The sequence below is a fragment of the Bifidobacterium subtile genome, from assembly GCF_000741775.1.
In the GTDB taxonomy this organism is placed as follows: domain Bacteria; phylum Actinomycetota; class Actinomycetes; order Actinomycetales; family Bifidobacteriaceae; genus Bifidobacterium; species Bifidobacterium subtile.
In genome coordinates, this window is the sequence record NZ_JGZR01000003.1 from 24,115 (window position 1) to 42,376 (window position 18,262).

Annotated in this window: 16 protein-coding genes and 1 pseudogene; 8 read left to right on the plus strand and 9 right to left on the minus strand. The window is 62.8% G+C overall.

The annotated features are described in order from the left end of the window. From BISU_RS01920 to BISU_RS01940, 6 genes and pseudogenes are all read right to left on the minus strand, one after another. A complete protein-coding gene (locus BISU_RS01920) occupies positions 1-996 on the minus strand; it encodes a TerC family protein (protein WP_024462897.1) in 996 nt (331 codons plus the stop codon). A gap of 41 nt (positions 997-1,037) precedes the next feature. After that, positions 1,038-3,149: an excinuclease ABC subunit UvrB gene (uvrB, locus tag BISU_RS01925; protein ID WP_024462896.1), complete on the minus strand. Its 2,112-nt coding sequence runs from the start codon at positions 3,147-3,149 to the stop codon at positions 1,038-1,040. Positions 3,150-3,269: 120 nt separating this feature from the next. Further along, positions 3,270-3,749 (minus strand): dephospho-CoA kinase, encoded by a 480-nt coding sequence (locus tag BISU_RS13475; RefSeq protein ID WP_404801789.1) that lies wholly within the window; start codon positions 3,747-3,749, stop codon positions 3,270-3,272. 9 nt (positions 3,750-3,758) lie between these two features. Further along, positions 3,759-4,073 (minus strand): annotated as a pseudogene (coaE, locus tag BISU_RS13480) (dephospho-CoA kinase); the annotation flags it as partial. 242 nt (positions 4,074-4,315) lie between these two features. Then, positions 4,316-5,809 carry a 30S ribosomal protein S1 gene (gene rpsA / locus BISU_RS01935; protein WP_024462894.1) on the minus strand — a complete coding sequence of 498 codons (1,494 nt, stop codon included), beginning with the start codon at positions 5,807-5,809 and terminating at the stop codon, positions 4,316-4,318. Between the two features lie 154 nt (positions 5,810-5,963). Further along, entirely contained in the window at positions 5,964-6,854 is an 891-nt protein-coding gene (locus tag BISU_RS01940) for a bifunctional methylenetetrahydrofolate dehydrogenase/methenyltetrahydrofolate cyclohydrolase (RefSeq protein ID WP_024462893.1), read from the minus strand. Positions 6,855-7,037: 183 nt separating this feature from the next. Between BISU_RS01940 and BISU_RS01945 the strand changes: the two genes are divergently transcribed. The 3 genes from BISU_RS01945 to BISU_RS01955 all read left to right on the plus strand — a co-directional run bounded on the left by BISU_RS01945 (position 7,038) and on the right by BISU_RS01955 (position 10,163). Further along, the gene (locus tag BISU_RS01945) at positions 7,038-8,102 is read left to right on the plus strand and encodes a metal ABC transporter solute-binding protein, Zn/Mn family (RefSeq protein WP_024462892.1); all 1,065 of its coding nucleotides are present in this window, start codon (positions 7,038-7,040) and stop codon (positions 8,100-8,102) included. 295 nt (positions 8,103-8,397) lie between these two features. After that, the gene (locus BISU_RS01950; RefSeq protein ID WP_024462891.1) at positions 8,398-9,333 is read left to right on the plus strand and encodes an ABC transporter ATP-binding protein; all 936 of its coding nucleotides are present in this window, start codon (positions 8,398-8,400) and stop codon (positions 9,331-9,333) included. After that, entirely contained in the window at positions 9,330-10,163 is an 834-nt protein-coding gene (locus tag BISU_RS01955) for a metal ABC transporter permease (protein ID WP_024462890.1), read from the plus strand. The genes BISU_RS01950 and BISU_RS01955 overlap by 4 nt, the downstream gene beginning before the upstream one ends. Positions 10,164-10,310: 147 nt before the next feature. Here BISU_RS01955 and BISU_RS01960 read toward each other — a convergent pair whose 3' ends face one another. Next, complete coding sequence (locus BISU_RS01960; RefSeq protein ID WP_024462889.1) at positions 10,311-10,907, minus strand: CarD family transcriptional regulator; 597 nt, start codon at positions 10,905-10,907, stop codon at positions 10,311-10,313. Between the two features lie 126 nt (positions 10,908-11,033). Between BISU_RS01960 and glgB the strand changes: the two genes are divergently transcribed. The 4 genes from glgB (at position 11,034) to BISU_RS13070 (ending at position 15,884) form a co-directional block, all read left to right on the plus strand. Further along, positions 11,034-13,283 carry a 1,4-alpha-glucan branching protein GlgB gene (glgB, locus tag BISU_RS01965; RefSeq protein ID WP_024462888.1) on the plus strand — a complete coding sequence of 750 codons (2,250 nt, stop codon included), beginning with the start codon at positions 11,034-11,036 and terminating at the stop codon, positions 13,281-13,283. A gap of 15 nt (positions 13,284-13,298) precedes the next feature. Next, positions 13,299-14,039, plus strand: a complete 741-nt coding sequence (locus BISU_RS01970; RefSeq protein WP_024462887.1) for a response regulator transcription factor — start codon at positions 13,299-13,301, stop codon at positions 14,037-14,039. Next, complete coding sequence (locus tag BISU_RS01975) at positions 14,014-15,168, plus strand: sensor histidine kinase (RefSeq protein ID WP_226839077.1); 1,155 nt, start codon at positions 14,014-14,016, stop codon at positions 15,166-15,168. Before BISU_RS01970 ends, BISU_RS01975 begins: the two co-directional genes overlap by 26 nt. Positions 15,169-15,239: 71 nt before the next feature. After that, entirely contained in the window at positions 15,240-15,884 is a 645-nt protein-coding gene (locus tag BISU_RS13070; RefSeq protein WP_226839078.1) for a LexA family protein, read from the plus strand. Here the strand turns inward: BISU_RS13070 and BISU_RS01985 are convergent. Both BISU_RS01985 and BISU_RS01990 read right to left on the minus strand, forming a co-directional pair. Further along, on the minus strand, positions 15,854-16,648 hold the full coding sequence (locus BISU_RS01985) for a ComF family protein (protein ID WP_024462884.1): 795 nt from the start codon (positions 16,646-16,648) through the stop codon (positions 15,854-15,856). The two genes, BISU_RS13070 and BISU_RS01985, sit on opposite strands and share 31 nt — an antisense overlap. 283 nt (positions 16,649-16,931) lie before the next feature. Then, positions 16,932-17,735, minus strand: a complete 804-nt coding sequence (locus BISU_RS01990; protein ID WP_024462883.1) for an HAD-IIB family hydrolase — start codon at positions 17,733-17,735, stop codon at positions 16,932-16,934. Positions 17,736-17,811: 76 nt separating this feature from the next. Between BISU_RS01990 and BISU_RS01995 the strand changes: the two genes are divergently transcribed. Beyond that, entirely contained in the window at positions 17,812-18,240 is a 429-nt protein-coding gene (locus BISU_RS01995) for a metallopeptidase family protein (RefSeq protein ID WP_081672606.1), read from the plus strand. Positions 18,241-18,262: the final 22 nt, after the last annotated feature.

Genomic DNA, 18,262 nt, shown 5'->3' on the forward strand with positions numbered 1-18,262 from the left:
TTATTTCGTCAGCTTCGCCTGCGCATCCGGTTCGCTGCGCATCTTGAGCACGCTGGCCAGCGCGGAGCCGCCGATAGCGACGACGATGACCGCCAGCGAGAGCCAAGTGGGCACTTCAGGCACCTGCTCAATGGGATGACCGCCGTTTATGAAAGGCAGGGAGTTGCCGCTCAACGCCTCCATGACGAGCTTTACGCCGATGAATCCAAGCACCACCGCCAGGCCGGCCGGCAGATAGACGAGCTTGTCGAGCAGCGCGCCGAGCAGGAAGTAGAGCTGCTGCAGACCGAGCAGGGCGAAGACGTTCGAGGTGAAGACGATGAAGGGATCCTTGGTCAGGCCGAAGATCGCCGGGATGGAGTCGAAGGCGAACATCACGTCAGTGGTGCCGATGGTGAGGAACACGATGAGCATCGGCGTCCAGAATCGTCTGCCGTCCTTCACGGTCCGCAGTTTCTCGCCGTCGAAGTCATCGGTGATCCTGACCACTTTGCGCAGGGCTCGTATGACGACGTTCTCGTGGTATTCCTCATCGTCGTCCTCGCCCATCACCAGCTTGACGGCCGTGAAGATGAGGAAGGCGCCGAAGATGAAGAACACCCAGGTGAAGCGCGAGATGATCGCGGCTCCGATTAGGATGAACAGCCCGCGCAGCACCAGCGCCACAGTAATGCCGATGCTCAGCACATATTTCTGCAGCTCGCGCGGCACGGCGAAGTTCGCCATGATAATGACGAAGACGAACAGGTTGTCGATGCTCAAGGAGTATTCGGTAAGCCAGCCGGAGTAGAACTCGACGGCGGGTTTCGCGCCAGCGAAGAACCACAGCAGGCCACCGAAGATCAGCGCCATGACGACGAAGAACGCGATGTGCTGCAGACACTCCTTGGTCGATGGCACATGCGGCTTGCGGCCGACGACGAACAGATCGACGACAAAGAACACCGCCAGTACTACGAAGGTGGCGATCATAAAGGCGAGGGGGGTTTCAGACATGGAGTCAAGCATACGGACGGCTGGTGACGGGGGCGCTTTGATCACTTCTGCGCCTCGGTGATTTGGCGCAGCTCCTTTTTGAGATCGCGAATCTCGTCGCGCAGACGGGCTGCGAGCTCGAATTGCAGCTGCTCGGCGGCGGTGTGCATCTGCTCGCTCATCTGCCGAATCAGGTCCGCGAGATCCTGCGCGGGCAGTCCGGCCTTAAGGATCTCCTCATGGCGCTTGTCGGCCTCGTCCTGGTTGAAGTTCGGCAAGCCCAGATGCGTGTTGCCCGCCTTGCCGGCATTGCGGTAGCCGCCTTCGAGCAGGGTCTGGGTGTCGACGTCCTCCTTGGCGAGCATGTCGTTGACGTCGCTGATCTTCTTGATGAGCGGCTGCGGGTCGATGCCGTGCTCGGTGTTGTAGGCGATCTGCTTGTCGCGCCGGCGATTCGTCTCGTCGATGGCCTTGTGCATCGCGTCGGTCATCTCGTCGGCGTACATGAGCACGGTACCCGACACGTTGCGGGCCGCGCGTCCGATCGTCTGGATGAGCGAGCGATAGGAGCGCAGGAAGCCTTCCTTGTCGGCATCGAGAATCGCCACCAACGATACTTCCGGCAGGTCCAGGCCTTCGCGCAGCAGGTTAATGCCCACGATGACGTCGATCTTGCCTTCGCGCAGCTCGCGCAGCAGCTCCACGCGGCGCAGCGTGTCGACGTCGGAATGCAGGTATTCGACCTTGATGCCGCGCTCCAGCAGGTAGTCCGTCAGATCCTCGGCCATCTTCTTAGTCAGCGTCGTCACCAAGGTGCGCTCGTGCCTGGCGACGCGGTCCTTGATCTCGGCGAGCAGGTCGTCGATCTGCCCCTCGATCGGGCGCACTTCGATCTTGGGGTCGACCAGACCGGTCGGGCGGATGATCTGCTCCACGACGCCGTCCGAAAGCCCCAGCTCGTAGTCGCCGGGCGTTGCGGACAGGTAGATGGTCTGACCGACGCGCTGCAGAAACTCAGGCCATTTGAGCGGCCGGTTGTCCATCGCGGAGGGCAGGCGGAAACCGTGCTCGACCAAGGTGCGCTTGCGGCTGGCATCGCCCTCGTACATCGCGCCGATCTGGGGCACGGTGACATGCGATTCGTCGATGACCAGCAGGAAGTCGTCCGGGAAGAAATCAAGCAGCGTATGCGGCGCGGTGCCGGGGTCGCGGCCGTCGAAATGCCGCGAATAATTTTCAATGCCGGAGCACACACCCACCTGCGTGAGCATCTCCAAGTCATAGGTCGTGCGCATCGTCAGCCGCTGGGCTTCCAATTCCTTGCCCTGCTTGTGCAGCTCGGCGACGCGGCCATCAAGTTCGTTTTTGATGTCTTTCAAGGCCCGTTCCATGCGTTCAGGGCCGGCCACATAGTGCGAGGCGGGGAAGATATGGACGGATGCCTCATGGGCGATCACGTCGCCGGTAAGCGGATGCAAGGTCGAGATGCGATCGATCTCGTCACCGAAGAACTCGATGCGCACGGCGAGCTCCTCGTAGACCGGAATGATCTCGACGGTGTCGCCACGCACGCGGAAGGTGCCGCGCGTGAAGGCGATGTCGTTGCGCTTGTACTGCATATCGACGAATTTGCGCAGCAGCGTATCGCGATCGATCTGCTGGCCCTCTTCCAGGAAGAGCATGCGGCCGGCGTATTCCTCGGGCGTGCCCAGGCCGTAGATGCAGGAGACCGTGGCCACGACGACGCAATCGCGCCGGGTGAGCAGATTGGCGGTGGCCGCATGGCGCAGCCGCTCCACATCGTCGTTGATGTTCGAATCCTTCTCGATGTAGGTGTCCGTCTGCGGAATGTAGGCTTCGGGCTGGTAGTAGTCGTAATATGACACGAAATAGCTCACGGCGTTGTCGGGCATGAGCTCGCGGAATTCGGCGCACAGCTGCGCGGCGAGGGTCTTGTTCGGCTCCAGGATCAGCGTGGGGCGTTGCAGCTTCTCGATAAGCCATGCGGTGGTCGCCGTTTTGCCGGTTCCCGTCGCGCCCATAAGGACCACGTCGTTCTCGCCGTTCTCGATGCGCGCCGCCAGCTCGTCGATGGCCTGCGGCTGGTCGCCCGAAGGATGGTAGGGCGATTTGACGACGAAGGGCTTGTCCGCGCGCTCGATATTGAATCCCATATCCATTCCGATCCTTGGCCGTCTGTGTCACTCGCACCGCATTATTCGTGCCGCGTCATTTCCAACGACGCATTCGACGCCGCACCGTCGAATCAACGCCTTGCCTGCTGCATGCCGCCATCAACGATACGACTCGTCGCGAAGTTCGCTCCGCCATTGCGCAACCAGCGTATCAACATGTTCGAACATTCGTTCGATAGGCTGCGTGGCGTCGATGACTTCATCGGCCAGCGCCCTGCGCTCCGCCTCGCTGGACTGGTGCCGGATGCGCCCCAGCGCCTGTTCGCGGGTCATGCCGCGCGTGCCCATCATCCGCGCAATGCGCGTTTCCGCTGGCGCTTCGACTGAAACGATATGCGCGAAGGAGAACGGCACGGCATCGATCACTTCGGCAAGCAGCGGCACGTCGTGAACGACGATGGCCCGCGTTGCTGCCTCACGCCCTCCTCGGCTTCTGCTGCCATCATATTTCCCGCGCCTCTCATGGTTCTCATCATCGTCGCATTTGCCGTCGGTTCCACCGTCATGCCCGCCGGTTTCGTGATTGCTGTCGACATCGGCCCCGTCGACTTCGCCATCAGTCTCGCACTCCCCGCGCATCAGACGCTGCTCGATGCGACTCGCCGCCTCGTAGATCAGCGGATGTTCAATCGCATCGAGCCGTTCACGCGCACCGGGAGCCGCCTGCTCTCCGAACACATGCCCGGCCAGCCAAGAACGATTCAGCCCGCCGTCTTCGCCGATGGCCTGTTCTCCGAACTCCTGCGCGATTCGCCGTAGCCCCTCGCTGCCAGGGGCTACAATCTGCCGGGCCAAAGCATCATAATCGATGACGACCAGCCCCAGGTCGTTGAGGCGCTGCGCCACCGTGCTTTTGCCGGCCGCGATGCCACCGGTCAGTCCGATCCTCATCATGCCTTCCATCGTATCGCGAAGCAGATCGAAAGCATTGAAGGGGTCGCTCCCCGCTGCTGGTCGGATTCGTGCGTGTCCAGCAGGGAAACGCACGAATCCGACCAGCAGCAGCTGCATAAGCGCTGTCACAAGAGAACCCGGCGGCAAGCCGGCAGCGGGCAGATACAGTTGCAGCCCGGCCCCTTTCGGGTGCCGGGCTGCAACGAACTCGTGGGGCTAGCGAGCCAAAAGACCACCTAGCCTCTTGAAGCTCAGTTCTTTTCGCTCAGCAGCTGCTCGCGAAGCGCGGCAAGCTGATCGGAACCGGCGAGCGTGCCTTCGTTTGCTGCGTCGGAGGAGTAGTTCGAGGTTTCCGAGCCGGCGGAAGCGGCGGAGTGCTCGTGGCGCTCGCCCTGACCGTCCTCGGCAGCCGAAGCGGCCGCGTTCTCGTTCTCCTTGGCGACGAACTCCTTGTGCTGCTCCCACAGGTCGTGGGCGGACGCGTACTGCGACTCCCACTCCTCGCGCTGCTGCTCGAAGCCGGCGATCCACTCGTTGGTCGTCGGGTCGAAGCCTTCGGGGTACTTGTAGTTGCCCTCGTCGTCGTACTCGGCGGGCATGCCGTAGAGCGCGGGATCGAAGTCCTCGGAGGTCGCGTCGACGGAGTCGTTGGCCTGCTTGAGGGACAGGGAGATGCGGCGACGATCGAGATCGACGTCGATCACCTTGACGAACACCTCTTCGTTCGGCTTGACGACCGTCTCGGGGTTGTCCACGTGGCGGTTGGCCAGCTCGGAGATGTGCACCAGGCCTTCGATGCCGTCCTCGACGGATACGAACACGCCGAACTGCACGATCTTGGTGACCTTGCCCTTGACGATCTGGCCGGGAACGTGGGTACGCGCGAAGCGCTGCCACGGATCCTCCTGGGTCGCCTTGAGCGACAGGGAAATACGCTCGCGGTCGAGATCGACGTCAAGCACCTCGACGGTGACCTTGTCACCGACCTTGACGACTTCCGACGGGTGGTCGATGTGCTTCCAGGACAGCTCGGAGACGTGGATCAGGCCGTCGACGCCGCCAAGATCGACGAACGCGCCGAAGTTGACGATGGAGGACACGACGCCCTCGCGAATCTGGCCCTTCTTGAGCTGGGAGAGGAAGGTCTCGCGCACCTCGGACTGGGTCTCCTCGAGATACTGGCGACGGGAGAGGACCACATTGTTGCGGTTCTTGTCGAGCTCGAGGATCTTGGCCTTGATCTTCTGGCCGATGAACGGCGTCAGATCGCGCACGCGGCGCATTTCGACCAGCGACGCGGGCAGGAAGCCGCGCAGGCCGATATCGACGATCAGGCCGCCCTTGACGGCTTCGATCACGGTGCCCTCGACAACGCCATCGGCGTCCTTGATGGCTTCGATGTCGCCCCAGGCGCGCTCGTACTGCGCACGCTTCTTGGACAGGATCAGACGGCCTTCCTTGTCCTCTTTGGTGACGACGAGAGCCTCGATCGAGTCGCCGACCTCGACGACCTCTTCGGGCTTGACATCCTTCTTGATGGAAAGTTCGCGGGAGGGAATGACGCCCTCGGTCTTGTAGCCGATGTCGAGCAGGACCTCGTCGTGGTCAACCTTGACGACGGTTCCCTCGACCAGATCGCCATCATCGAAGTTCTTGATGGTGGAATCGACTGCCTTGATGAAGTCCTCTTCGGTGCCGATGTCGTTGATCGCGACCTTGGTGACTTCCGTATTGTTCTCTGCCATTAATTAAGTGGTTTCTGTTTACTAGTGAGTGGATATTACCGGTTTTCAGTTATGGCGTGCCTTCGCAGGCACATACAGAGAACAGGATACAAGGAGCCATATCCAAAGAATCATGGACATTCCGGGCGTGTCATGCGTCATGCCGCACGGCGTGTCACGCGGTATGACGCGAAACCCGGCGCTCGGCCATTTCCACCACATTGGTCAGCAGCATCGCCCGCGTCATCGGCCCGACGCCGCCCGGATTCGGCGTATAGGCGCCGGCCGTCTCGTAGCAGTCCCTGTCGATGTCGCCCTTGATGCGATAGCGTCCCGACTCCTCGTCGAACACCCGTGCAATGCCTACGTCAACGAGCACGGCGCCGGGTTTGACGTCATCAGGCCCGACGAAGCCCGGCTGCCCGGTCGCGGAGACGATCACATCGGCCCGACGCAAGTGGCTCCGTACGTCTTCGGTGCCGGTGTGGCACAGCGTGACAGTCGCATCGACGCCCCGGCGCGTGAGCAGCAGCGGTATCGTGCGCCCGATGGTGATGCCGCGTCCGAGCACGCACACGTCTTTGCCGCCCAACTCGATATCGTAGCGGGCAAGCAGCGCCAGTATGCCGCGCGGCGTGCATGGCAGCGGCGTGGCGATATCCCCGGCGACGTGCAGCACCAGCTCGCCCAGATTGTACGGGTGCATGCCGTCGGCGTCCTTGGCCGGGTCGATCGCATCGATGATCGCGCCCTGATCGACGCCCTGCGGCAGCGGCAGCTGCACGATGAAGCCCGTGCAGTCCGGATCCTCGTTGAGCGAGCGTACGGCTTCGAATATCGCCTCCTGCCCGGCGTCGGCGGGCAGCTCGCGGCGGATGGAGCGAATGCCCACCTCGGCGCAGTCCGCATGCTTGCCGGATACGTATTTGGCCGAGGCCGGGTCCTCCCCGACCAGCAGCGTGCCCAGGCCTGGCTGCACGCCGCGCTCCCCAAGCGCACGTACGCGCCGCGCCAGATCGGCCTTGATCTCGCCGGCGACCTGCTTTCCGTCAAGCTTCAGCGGCATCGTCATTCGCTCTCCTTCATTCTCATCCGATTACTTGCTCGCGCGTATGCGGCACACCTTAGATTATCGTTAGGGGTATCGATTCCCATCGTCGCCGATGCATCGAGCGCAGGTGCGATACACACGCCACACCGGCAGTGGCGGCAACGGCAGCACGATGCGCAAGATTTAAGGGAGGATCGCATGGCTCTACGAATGAAGACCGCGAGAAGACTGGTCATGCTCATGCTCGCGGCGATGCTGACGGCGGCGATGGCAGCCTGCGACTTCGCCTCCTCCGACCCCAAGCACTCACCCGCGACGCCTGCGCCCACCGGGCCCATCGCCGTCGTCGCCTCGCTGAACCAGTGGGCCTCGCTCGCCGAGCAACTCGGCGGCAAGGACGTCAAGGTCACTGCGATCACGCCGCCAGCCACGCTCGATGCTCGGAATTTCGAGCCGAGTTCGACCGACATCGCCACACTGCAGCACGCCGACATCGTTGTCGCCAACGGGGCGGGGTACGACGACTGGGTGCTGAAGAACAGATCCAGAGGCAGCGCGGTCGTCTCCGCCGCGGAGACCGTAGGCGCGATGGATGGCGACAACCCTCAATTGTGGCTCTCCAAAGATGCGCGCGCCGGCATGGCCTCGGAGCTGACGGAAGCTTTCAGCAAGGCCCGACCTGCCAAGAAGAAGACATTCGCCGCCCGGCTCAAGACGTGGCACAGCGAGGAGGGCAGGCTTGAAGCCGCGTTCGCCGCATTCGCCAAATCGCATGGCAATCCGACCTATGCCGCTCTCGACGATTCGGCTTTCTATCTCATGTCCGATCTGGGATTCAAGGACCGCACGCCGCAGGACTACGCGCAGTCGGCTCTTGCGCAGCCCGAGAGCCCTTCTCCCCAATCCTCTCCTCCGGACATCAAGAACTACCAGAAGCTGCTTGAAGGCCGGCAGGTGGATGTGCTGATCGGCAACGGGCAAAAGCCGGATGAGACGGCTTCCGCCCTGATCGCTTCAGCCAAAATCGGTAACGTGCCTTTCGTCGAGGTTCCCGGGCAGATGCCAGCCGACGCTTCGTCTCTGGTCGATTGGGTCAAAGGCCTCGCGTCTCCCATCATCGCAACGGCGAGCGCGGATGATGAGTCCGGCGCTGGATCCGGCGGGTCGGAAGGCGCGGGCAAATCTCAATCGACCTCGCCCTCCGACTCCGGCCAAAGCTCCTCGAACAGCACCCCGCAGGACGCGTCGCCTCCGGCGCAGTAAAAATCGCACGTGGATCGACACCGATTTTCAATCGGCCGCATCTTCCGCAGCATCTGTTCGCAGCGGCTTTTTCGCCGGACCCATCGCCGCGACACGCTTTGTCATGAAGACATCGAAGCGAGAAATAATAACCCGCAATAATTGAGAATGGTTGTCACGCTCGTTTGCGATAATTTGTATTCTGCCTGCACATCTGCCGAGATGTGCAACGCGAGCCGCCGCAGCAAAACCGAGCGGCGATGCGACAATAGACCGGCAACGCGGCACCATGCAAAGGCCGGGGAAAGAGGATGGCATGCAATCACGACCCGTCGAAGCGGCCACGATCGGCGACGATGGCAGGAATGACAGCGCTGACGACGCGGCCATAGTCTTCCGCAACGCCTCGATCAGACGCGGCGATCGCATCATCTGGCAGCATGGCGACTTCTCGATTCCCGCCGGATCGGTCACCGCGATCGTGGGCACGAACGGCACCGGGAAGACCACGATGATGAACGCCGAGCTGGGACTTCTCCCGCTCGCCTCCGGTTCACTGAAGGTGCTGGGCAAGCCGGCCGGCGCGCTCAACCATCTCATCGGCTATGTGCCGCAGAGCTACACATCCGAAATCGATTCGAACCTCACGGCCGAGCAGTCGGTGCTGCTGGGGTTGACCGGAACCCGATTCGGCATTCATCTCATCACCAAGACGCAGCGGGCCAAGGCTTACGAGGCCATGACCTTCACCGGAATCGCGGACAAGGCAAAATATCGTCTTTCGCAGCTTTCCGGCGGTCTGCGCCAGCGCGTGGCCATCGCCCAGGCGCTGGTCTCGGATCCCAAGCTGCTCATGCTCGACGAGCCACTGGCCAACCTGGATCTGGCGAGCCAGCGCGCGACGGTGCATGTCCTGTCCAAGCTCAACCGCGAATTGGGCATGACGATCCAGGTCGTGGCCCACGATCTCAACATGCTGCTGCCGATTCTCACCGGCGCCGTGTATCTGCTTGACGGGCACCCGCACTACGCCGCGATGAACGAGGTGCTGGATGCCGATCTGCTTACGCATCTGTACGGCACGACGGTGCAGGTCGTGACAACCCCGCAGGGCGATATGTTCGTCACTCCGAGTCCCGACGAGCCCGACAGCATCGAGCAGGACACCCACGATCCCGCGGAAGTCGCGCACTTCCACCATCACCACGCATCGCGCAGCACCAGCCTCGGTGCCGAGGAGGAACAGGCATGAAGGCCGTGAATTTTACATATGATCCCAATTGGGTCGAAACGCTGCGCACGTCATTCATGACGAATGCCTTCGTCGCCGGGCTGTGCATTGCGCTGGCCGCCGGCATCATGGGGTATTTCACCATCGCCAGACACTCCACTTTCGCAGCCCATGCTTTGGCCCACATCGGCCTGCCGGGCGCGACCGGGGCGGTGCTGCTGGGCTTGCCCGTGTCGCTGGGACTTGGCGCGTTCGCCTTGGGCGGCGCCATCGTGATCGGCGCACTTGGCAAACGCGCCTCGCAGCGCGAAATCGCCACTGGCACCGTGCTCGCCTTCGCCACCGGACTGGGCCTGTTCTTCGCGCGCCTGTCCACTTCGGCCTCGCAGCAGATGCAATCCATACTTTTCGGCTCAATTCTAACCATCACCACCGGTCAGATCATCGGGTTCGCGATATTCGATCTGCTGCTGCTCGCCGTGCTGTCGATCATTTACCGCCCGCTGCTGTTCAGCGCCCTCGACGAGCAGGTGGCCCAGGCCAAAGGCGTGCCGATCGGGCTGATGAATCTCGCGTTCATGTCCATCATGGCCGGCGTCATCACCATCGCCGTTCCAGCCGTCGGCACGCTGCTGATCTTCGCGCTGGTCATCACCCCGGCAGCCACCGCCAACATTCTCGCATCCTCGCCCTTCCGCGCGATGGTTCTGGCCGGAGCGCTCTGCCTGGCATCGATCTGGGGAGGGCTGCTCATCTCGGCGATGTTCCCCGCGCCGCCAAGCTTCATCATCGTAACGATATCGACTCTGCTGTGGGCCATCGCCAAACTGGCCGCCTCACTGAGACGTTGAAGCATTCGCGCAGCCGCGCCATATGAGCCATGCGCGGCACCGCGCATGGCATAAAACAGCAGCGAATAACGAAACAGGCGTTGCGCACCCCAACGGGATGCGCAACGCCTGTCGCATATGCGTAAAGCCGTGTGTAGCGCGATGACGCTACTTCTTCTTCGCCTTCTTGCTTTCGCTCTCCAACCGGGCCAACGTCTGGAAGGCAGGCTCCTTAGGCGCTTCGGTATGATGCTTCTTGTCACCCGGCTCCGGGTCGGCGTATCCCAGGTTCACATCCAGCAGGTGCTGGGCCTCTTCCTCCTCAAGTTTCTCGGAGAGCGCAATCTCGGAGGTGAGAATATTACGCGCCCGAGTCAGCATCCGCTTCTCCCCGGCCGAGAGCCCGTGCTCATCCACGTCACGCTGGGCGAGATCGCGCACGACCTCGGCGATCTTGTTCACATCGCCGGTGGCGATCTTCTCGACGTTCAGCTTGTAGCGCCGCGACCAGTTCATCTCCTTCTCGATGATCGGCGTGCGCAGGATATCGAATACCTTGGCGACCTCGTCGGCGTCGACGATGTCGCGCACGCCGACCTTCTTGGCGTTCTCGACCGGAACGTTGATGACCAGCCCGTCGGACGACAGCACGGACAGCTGCAGGTATTCTCGAGTCACGCCCTTGACCGTGCGCTCGCTGATGGCTTCGACCTTCGCCGCGCCGTGACGCGGATAGACGACCATATCGCCGACCTTATACCCCATGAATCCTCCGTGAAAACAGCAATAAACCTGAACAATAATGCCATGTGGGCGCGACTTGGGATAATATGCACAATTTCATGCGACACGTCCCCGTTTTTCGCTAAAACACATGTCTATGCTTTTAGCATGGCTACAGAACCAACAATCAATGATGATCACGCAGCTCTCTCCGTCGATTCAGGCAAACTCGACAGCGTGAGCAACGCGCAGTACTACAATCCGCATGAGGTGCTTGGCGCCCATATCGACGAGGACGCCGGCACGGTCACCTTCCGCCTGCTGCGCCCCTTGGCGAAGTCCGTCACCATCCTCACGCAAAACGGCGAATACGAGGCCAGTCACGAGCATAACGGCGTGTTCGTGGCGCTCGCGCCCGCAAGCGAAGTCGAAGGCCATCCGGCCGTGCCGGACTATCGCGTGCGCACCGTGTGGGCCGACGGCCAGTCCCTGATCGAAGACGACCCATACCGCTACCTGCCGATGATCGGCGAGATGGACACCTATCTGTTCGGCGAGGGGCGGCATGAACGGCTTTGGGAGGCCTTGGGCGCCCACGTGTTCCGCTTCGACGATCCGATGGGCGCCGCCGACGGCACCGCAGGCGAGCCGCTCGTCGGCACCGCGTTCACCGTCTGGGCGCCCAATGCGCGAGCCGTGCGCGTCGTAGGCAATTTCAACGCCTGGGACGGCCGCCGTCATGCTCTGCGCGAGCTCGGCTCCTCCGGCGTCTGGGAGATCTTCGTTCCCGGCGTGCAGGCTGGCGACGTGTACAAATACGAGATACTCACCAATCACGGCGGCTGGATCATGAAGGCCGACCCGATGGAGCGTTCGCACGAGATTCCGCCGAGCACCGCTTCGGTCGTGGTCGATTCCACGCATGACTGGAACGACGGACAGTGGATGGAGCATCGGCGCAACACCAATCCTCACGACGGCCCGGTGAGCATCTACGAAGTGCATGCGATGAGCTGGAACCGCGAGCTGAAGACCTACCGCGAGCTGGCGGACAAGCTGGTCGACTACGTCAGCCAGGAAGGCTTCACGCATGTGGAGTTCATGCCGCTGGCCGAGCACCCCTTCGCCGGCTCATGGGGCTACCAGGTCACGGGATACTACTCGGTCGATTCGCGCATGGGCAGCCCCGACGACTTCAAGTACCTCGTCGACCGGCTGCATGAGGCCGGCATTGGCGTCATCATGGACTGGGTGCCGGCGCACTTCCCCAAGGACGACTTCGCGCTCGGGCGTTTCGACGGCGCGCCGCTGTACGAGGATCCGGATCCGCTGCGCGGCGAGCACCCCGACTGGGGCACCTACGTCTTCGACTTCGGCCGGCGCGAGGTGCGCAACTTCCTGGTGGCCAACGCCTGCTTCTGGCTGGACGAGTACCACATCGACGCGCTGCGCGTGGACGCCGTCTCCTCGATGCTCTACCTCGACTACAGCCGCAAGGACGGCCAATGGCGGCCGAACATCTACGGCGGGCGCGAGAACCTCGAAGCCATCGACTTCCTCAAGGAAGCTAACGCCACGGCCTACAAGAACAACCCCGGCATCATGATGATCGCCGAGGAATCCACCGCCTACCCGGGCATCACCGCGCCGACCGACACCGGCGGGCTTGGCTTCGGGCTGAAATGGAATATGGGCTGGATGCACGACACGCTGCAGTACCTGCACGAGGAGCCGATCAACCGCCGCTGGCATCACGGCGAGATCACCTTCTCGATGGTCTATGCCTATTCGGAGCACTACGTGCTGCCGATCAGCCATGACGAGGTCGTGTACGGCAAAGGCTCGGTCTTCGGCAAGATGCCGGGCGACGACTGGCAGCGCTACGCGGGCGTGCGTGCGCTGTTCGCCTACCAGTGGGCTCATCCGGGCAAGAACCTGACTTTCATGGGCAACGAAATCGCGCAGCTCGGCGAGTGGAGCCAAGAGGGTTCCCTCGATTGGGGTTCGCTCGACTGGGACGGGCACCGCGGCGTGCAGCGGCTGGTCGCCGACCTGAACGCCTTGTACAAGCGCTCCCCCGCGCTGTGGAGCCAGGACTTCACGCCGGACGGATTCCAATGGCTCACCAGCGACGACGCCGACCACAACGTGCTCAGCTTCGTGCGCGTCGGCTCGCAAGGCGAGCAGATGGTGGTCGTTGTGAACTTCTCCGGCGAGGCATGGCAGAACTACCAGGTCGCGCTGCCGAAGGGCGGCCGCTGGCATGAGGCGCTGAACACCGACGCCGAGCAGTATGGCGGATCGGGCATCGCCAACGCCGACTTCGAGGCGGAGCCGGAAGCGTATCATTCACGCGACTGGTCGACCAGGCTCACCATTCCGGCACTGGGCGCGGTATTCTTGGAACCGGAACTGTAGAAAGGCGGAACCTGCATGCTTAACACTTCGGCACATCAGACGAGTCCTCGCACGATTTTGGTCGTCGAGGACGAGCCGGATCTGGCTACGGCCATCGCACAGCGCATCACTGCGAAAGGGTGGACCGCGCGCGTGGCCTCTGACGGCGCAAGCGCGGTACGCGCAGCCAGCCAGCTGAAACCTGATCTGGTCATCATGGATATCATGCTGCCAGTGATGGATGGTGTCGAAGCGACCAAGCGCATCGTGGCCGAACGCCCGGTGCCCGTGCTCATGCTCACCGCCCGCGATGCCGAATCCGACAAGGTGATGGGCCTTGGCGCAGGCGCCGACGACTATATGACCAAGCCCTTCTCCCCGCGCGAGCTGATCGCCCGGTGCGAGGCGCTGCTGCGCCGCGTGGAGCGCGCCACCATCATCGCCAAGAACCTGGAAAACGAAAAGGTGCTCGACTTCGGGTCGCTGGTCATCGACCCGAGGCAGCGCATCGTCACTATGGACGGCGAGCAGGTGCATCTGACGCCCACCGAATTCGATCTGCTGGCGACGCTGGCGCGCAAGCCGAAGTCGGTTTTCAAGCGCGAGAAGCTGCTCGAAGAGGTGTGGGACTGGCCGGACGCCTCGGGCACGCGCACCGTCGATTCGCACGTCAAGGCGCTGCGTCACAAGCTCGGCTCCGACATGATTCGCACGGCGCATGGCGTCGGCTACGCCTTCGAACCTCCGCAGGATGGCGAAGCCAGCAGCGAACGATAAGCCGAGCGCTCAATCCATGCCATGCAAATCACACGATTCCAAGTCCTTTGAACCGAAGCCCTTTGACCCCATATCCTTGCGCCGCCGCGCAAGCTCGCTGAGGACAACGGCCAGACCTATCGGACTGTTCTCCTCGCTCAAGCTCGAACTGAGCGTGCTGATCGTCATCGCCACGGCCATCGCCTTCGTGATGGCATGGTTCCTGCTCAAAGTGGGCTTGAGCGGCTGGATCGCCATGCCGCTCACTCTGGCCGTGGCGCTGGGCATCACCTACTTCTTCTCGCGAGGCATGATCGCTCCCCTGCGCCAGATGCGCGACGCCGCCGAAAGCATGGCCGACGGCGACTATTCCGTGCGCATCAGCATCGGCACGGACAGCAACGACGAAATCGGGCAGCTCGCGCGTTCCTTCAACGAGATGACCGAGGAGCTGCAGCACGCGGACCAGATGCGGGCCGATATGATCGCCAACGTCAGCCACGAGCTGCGCACGCCAGTCTCCGCATTGCAGGCGATGCTCGAAAACCTCGCGGACGGCGTGACCGAGGCGACGCCGGCGAATCTCGAAGCCATCCTCAACCAGACGCATCGGCTCTCCGATCTCATCGCCTTCCTGCTCGACCTCTCGCGCATGGAGGCGGGCGCGGCGAGTCTGCAGATCGAGCGGTTCGACTTCGCGGAATTCATCGACGAGACCGTGGAGCCGCTGGAAATCGCGGACGCGGGGCATGCGCACGACATCGAAGTGCGCATAGCGCCCGACATCATGATCGAAGGCGATCAGGATCGGCTGCGCCAGCTGTTCACCAACATCATCTCGAATGCGCTCAAGCATTCCGCCGACGACACCACCGTGCTGATCGAAGCCCACGAGGACGACGAGCTGGGCACCGTGGTGACCAATGTGGTGAACTTCGGCTCGCAGATACCCTACGAAGCCCGCTCCGACATCTTCCGCCGCTTCGTCAAGGGCAAGACCGGTCCCGGCACCGAGTCGGGAGGCACCGGTCTGGGGCTTTCCATCGCCCGTTGGGCAGCGCAGCTGCACGGCGGCACCGTCAAGGTCGTGGACGACACGCGCGGCGCCAATTTCGAGATCACGCTGCCGAAGTATCACACGGCGGAGTAATGACCAGGAGGAACTGTCCGGGCTGTCCTTCATAATGGTTCGAACATATGTTCGAGTTTGAAGGAGTGGCCATGAGCACTGCATCCCTTGCCCGCACCGCAGCATCCGGCCGCGCCCGGCATGCCGTCAGCATTCGGCCTGCGCACGACCAGCGCGCACACGCCAAGTCTATGTGCGCTCATCCGCCTCGCACTCAGTCCTCTTTTGCTCAGCCTTCCCTCACCCATTGCGCTCGCGCCCATCGGCCTGCTGCGATTGAGCGACGCGACCGCTGCACGGCAGTGCTGGTGCGCTCCTATGCGCACCGACGGCCCACGCGACTGCCGATGGCTCTGGAATCGGTTCATGCCGGATTCCCCTCGCCTGCGCAGGATGATTTCGCCGGCGGCTTCAGCTTCGACGAACAGGTGACCGAGCATCCCTGCGCGACCTATATCGTCACGGTGGCGGGCGATTCGATGCAGGGAGCGGGCATCTGGGATGGCGATCTGCTCGTAGTCGACCGCTCGCTCGAGGCCCGTCACGGCGACGTGGTCGTTGCGATGCTCGGCGGCGAACTCACCGTGAAACGCCTGTGGCTGCATAGCGGCAGCCCGGTGCTGCACGCCGAGAACCCGGCCTATCCCGATTTCCATCCCGAGCCGCTTGAGGATCTAACGGTTTGGGGCGTGGTCACGGGCAGCTTTCATCCGCAGGAAGGCCGTCGCCTCATCTGACTGCGAGTTGGCGGCTGGGTCTGCGAAACGCCCGCTTGCGCCAGAGCGAGCGCAGTGAGGACGCCGGCGCCGCCATTTCGCAGTGCGCCGACGCATTGGCGCATCGTGGAGCCGGTGGTGACGATGTCATCAATCAGCATCACCAGCGATCCTTCGACATTAGCGCCCCGCCGCATGACGATATGCCCGCCGACCCTGCCAGCGCGTTGCGAAGAGCCCCGCATCTCCACGGATTTGCGAGCTACGCCGCGCATCGTCAGCACCGGTGCGGCATGCGCATTGATGCCCCTCTCGCGCAGCAGCCTCGCCAGTCGCCGCGCAAGCGGAAGCATATGCCATCGCCCGCGATGCCGGACGGAACGCCGCGAAGAGGGCGCGGGCACAAGAAGAAGCTCCCGGCCGCGTACAGCCTGCTCTGCTCCGACACGCAAGGCCAATACCGCAAGCGCCTGCGCGAATGCGCGCGTGCATTCCTCGTCACCGTGGTCCTTCCACGCCAGAATCGCCTGCCGCGCCGTGCCCTGATATGCTGCGCAGGCATATCCAAAGCCCGCTGCCTCTCCCTCAAGCGCATAACGCCTCAGGCAGTAGAAGCCGGCCTCGCACGAAGGGCATAGCACCATATCAGGCATGTCGCACCCCGCGCAGCCTCGCGGCAGCACCGCATTGAGCACCGCGCCAAGCACGCTGCGCATTATACGCCGCCCAGCCGCAGCTGACGTCCGTGGGAATCCGCCATCGCCGGCATCACCATCATCATCCATGACGCGAGCCTACGCACAGCGGCACCGCCGGCGCCAGCGAAATCGGGTCATGTGGTCGAAGGCCCGGCCAAACGACACGCCAGAGGCACCGTCACCGCCACGCGCCGGGGAACATACGCATCAGAAAACCCTGCATTACCCGATACTGGGCAGATCGCCGCGTTTCAACGCCCAAAACGCACGAAACCGTCCAGCAAGAACGCCAAGCTTCCTGATAGTGGTCAGATTGCCGCATTGCTAGCGCTGGAACGCGGCAATCTGACCGCTGCCTCCCGTTGCACCATTACGACAGCCGCGCGATCAGCTCGTCGCATACTTTGAGCGTGTCGTGGGGGCCGGAGACGCGAATCGCAATCGTTCCAGCCATGGCCGCCGGATAGTCGTTGCCGTCCGGATCCATGCGATCGCCGATGTAGACGATGGCGTTTACCGGCACATCGAGCATCGCGGCAAGCCGATTGATGGCGTAGGCCTTGTCGACGCCGCGTCGCGATACGTCAACGCTGGTGGCCCCGCCCGAGTGCACGGCAAGATGAGGGAATTCGGCAGCCAGCGTGGCGGCCAGCACGTTCTTCTTCGCATTGTCGGGGTCCCAGGCCTCTTTCTCCTCGATCGGCGCTTCCTGCCCAAGCGCGGAGAAGGTGATCTGGCTGCCGCGATCCTCGATGCGCTCGCCCCACGCGTGTTCGGCCCACAGACCCTGCTCGCGCGCATGCCGCTCGAACGCGGCGATCACGGCCTGACGGTCGTGCGCGCTGAGATCATAGGCATACTCGCGATGCCATTCGCTGCCGTTCCAGCGGTAGTATCGCGTGCCGCTGGTGGGCATCAGATGCATGTTGTCCCTGTTGGCGCTGGCGTCAAGCATGGAAAGCACCTGGATGTCGACGAGTTCGAAGCGCCCTCCCGTAATGATGGCGACCGGTATGAGACGAGTCAGCGCAGCTATGCGCCGGGCCATCTCGGCGCTCATCGGCCTCTTGGATCGCGCCAGCGTGTTGTCGAGGTCGAAAGCGACGACTTTGGCCTTGTCCCCTACCTCATCCATATCAAGTTCAGTCCATACCGGTACCCGGCTGACAGCCATGTCTTCCTCCCGATTCCGTTTACCTCAGTTCATCATCCTATCGCAAATGGCCTCGCCTCGTCCTATCGTGGAGGCCATGTCGCGCGTACCTTGGCAAGCCCATGTCTACCGAAACCGTCACGGGCGGGGCCTCCGCACCCCTATGTTCGGCGTCCGTCTGCCTCGATACCGCACCAAAAGCGGACTCTTCGACGATATCGTGGCAGCGCAGATCAGGCGTCTGTCCGCAGCGTGGCCGCAGCTGGTCAAACCCGTGCAATTCGCGGTCGAAGACGTGCCGCCCGTGCAGAGCGACGTATGGCAGGATGCGTCGAGCACGACATCGCGCGGCTTCCCCGCACAGCATGGCGTACCCGCCAGAATCGTGCTGTATCGCATGCCCTTGCAGATGCAGGTGACCAATCGCATGGAGCTGCAATGGGCGATCCGCGACGAGCTGGTGTCGCAGATCGCCGAACTCTACGGCCGCCGCCCCGAGGAAATCGATCCCGACTGGGGCATGTAGACCCCGGCAGGAAAAACCGCCA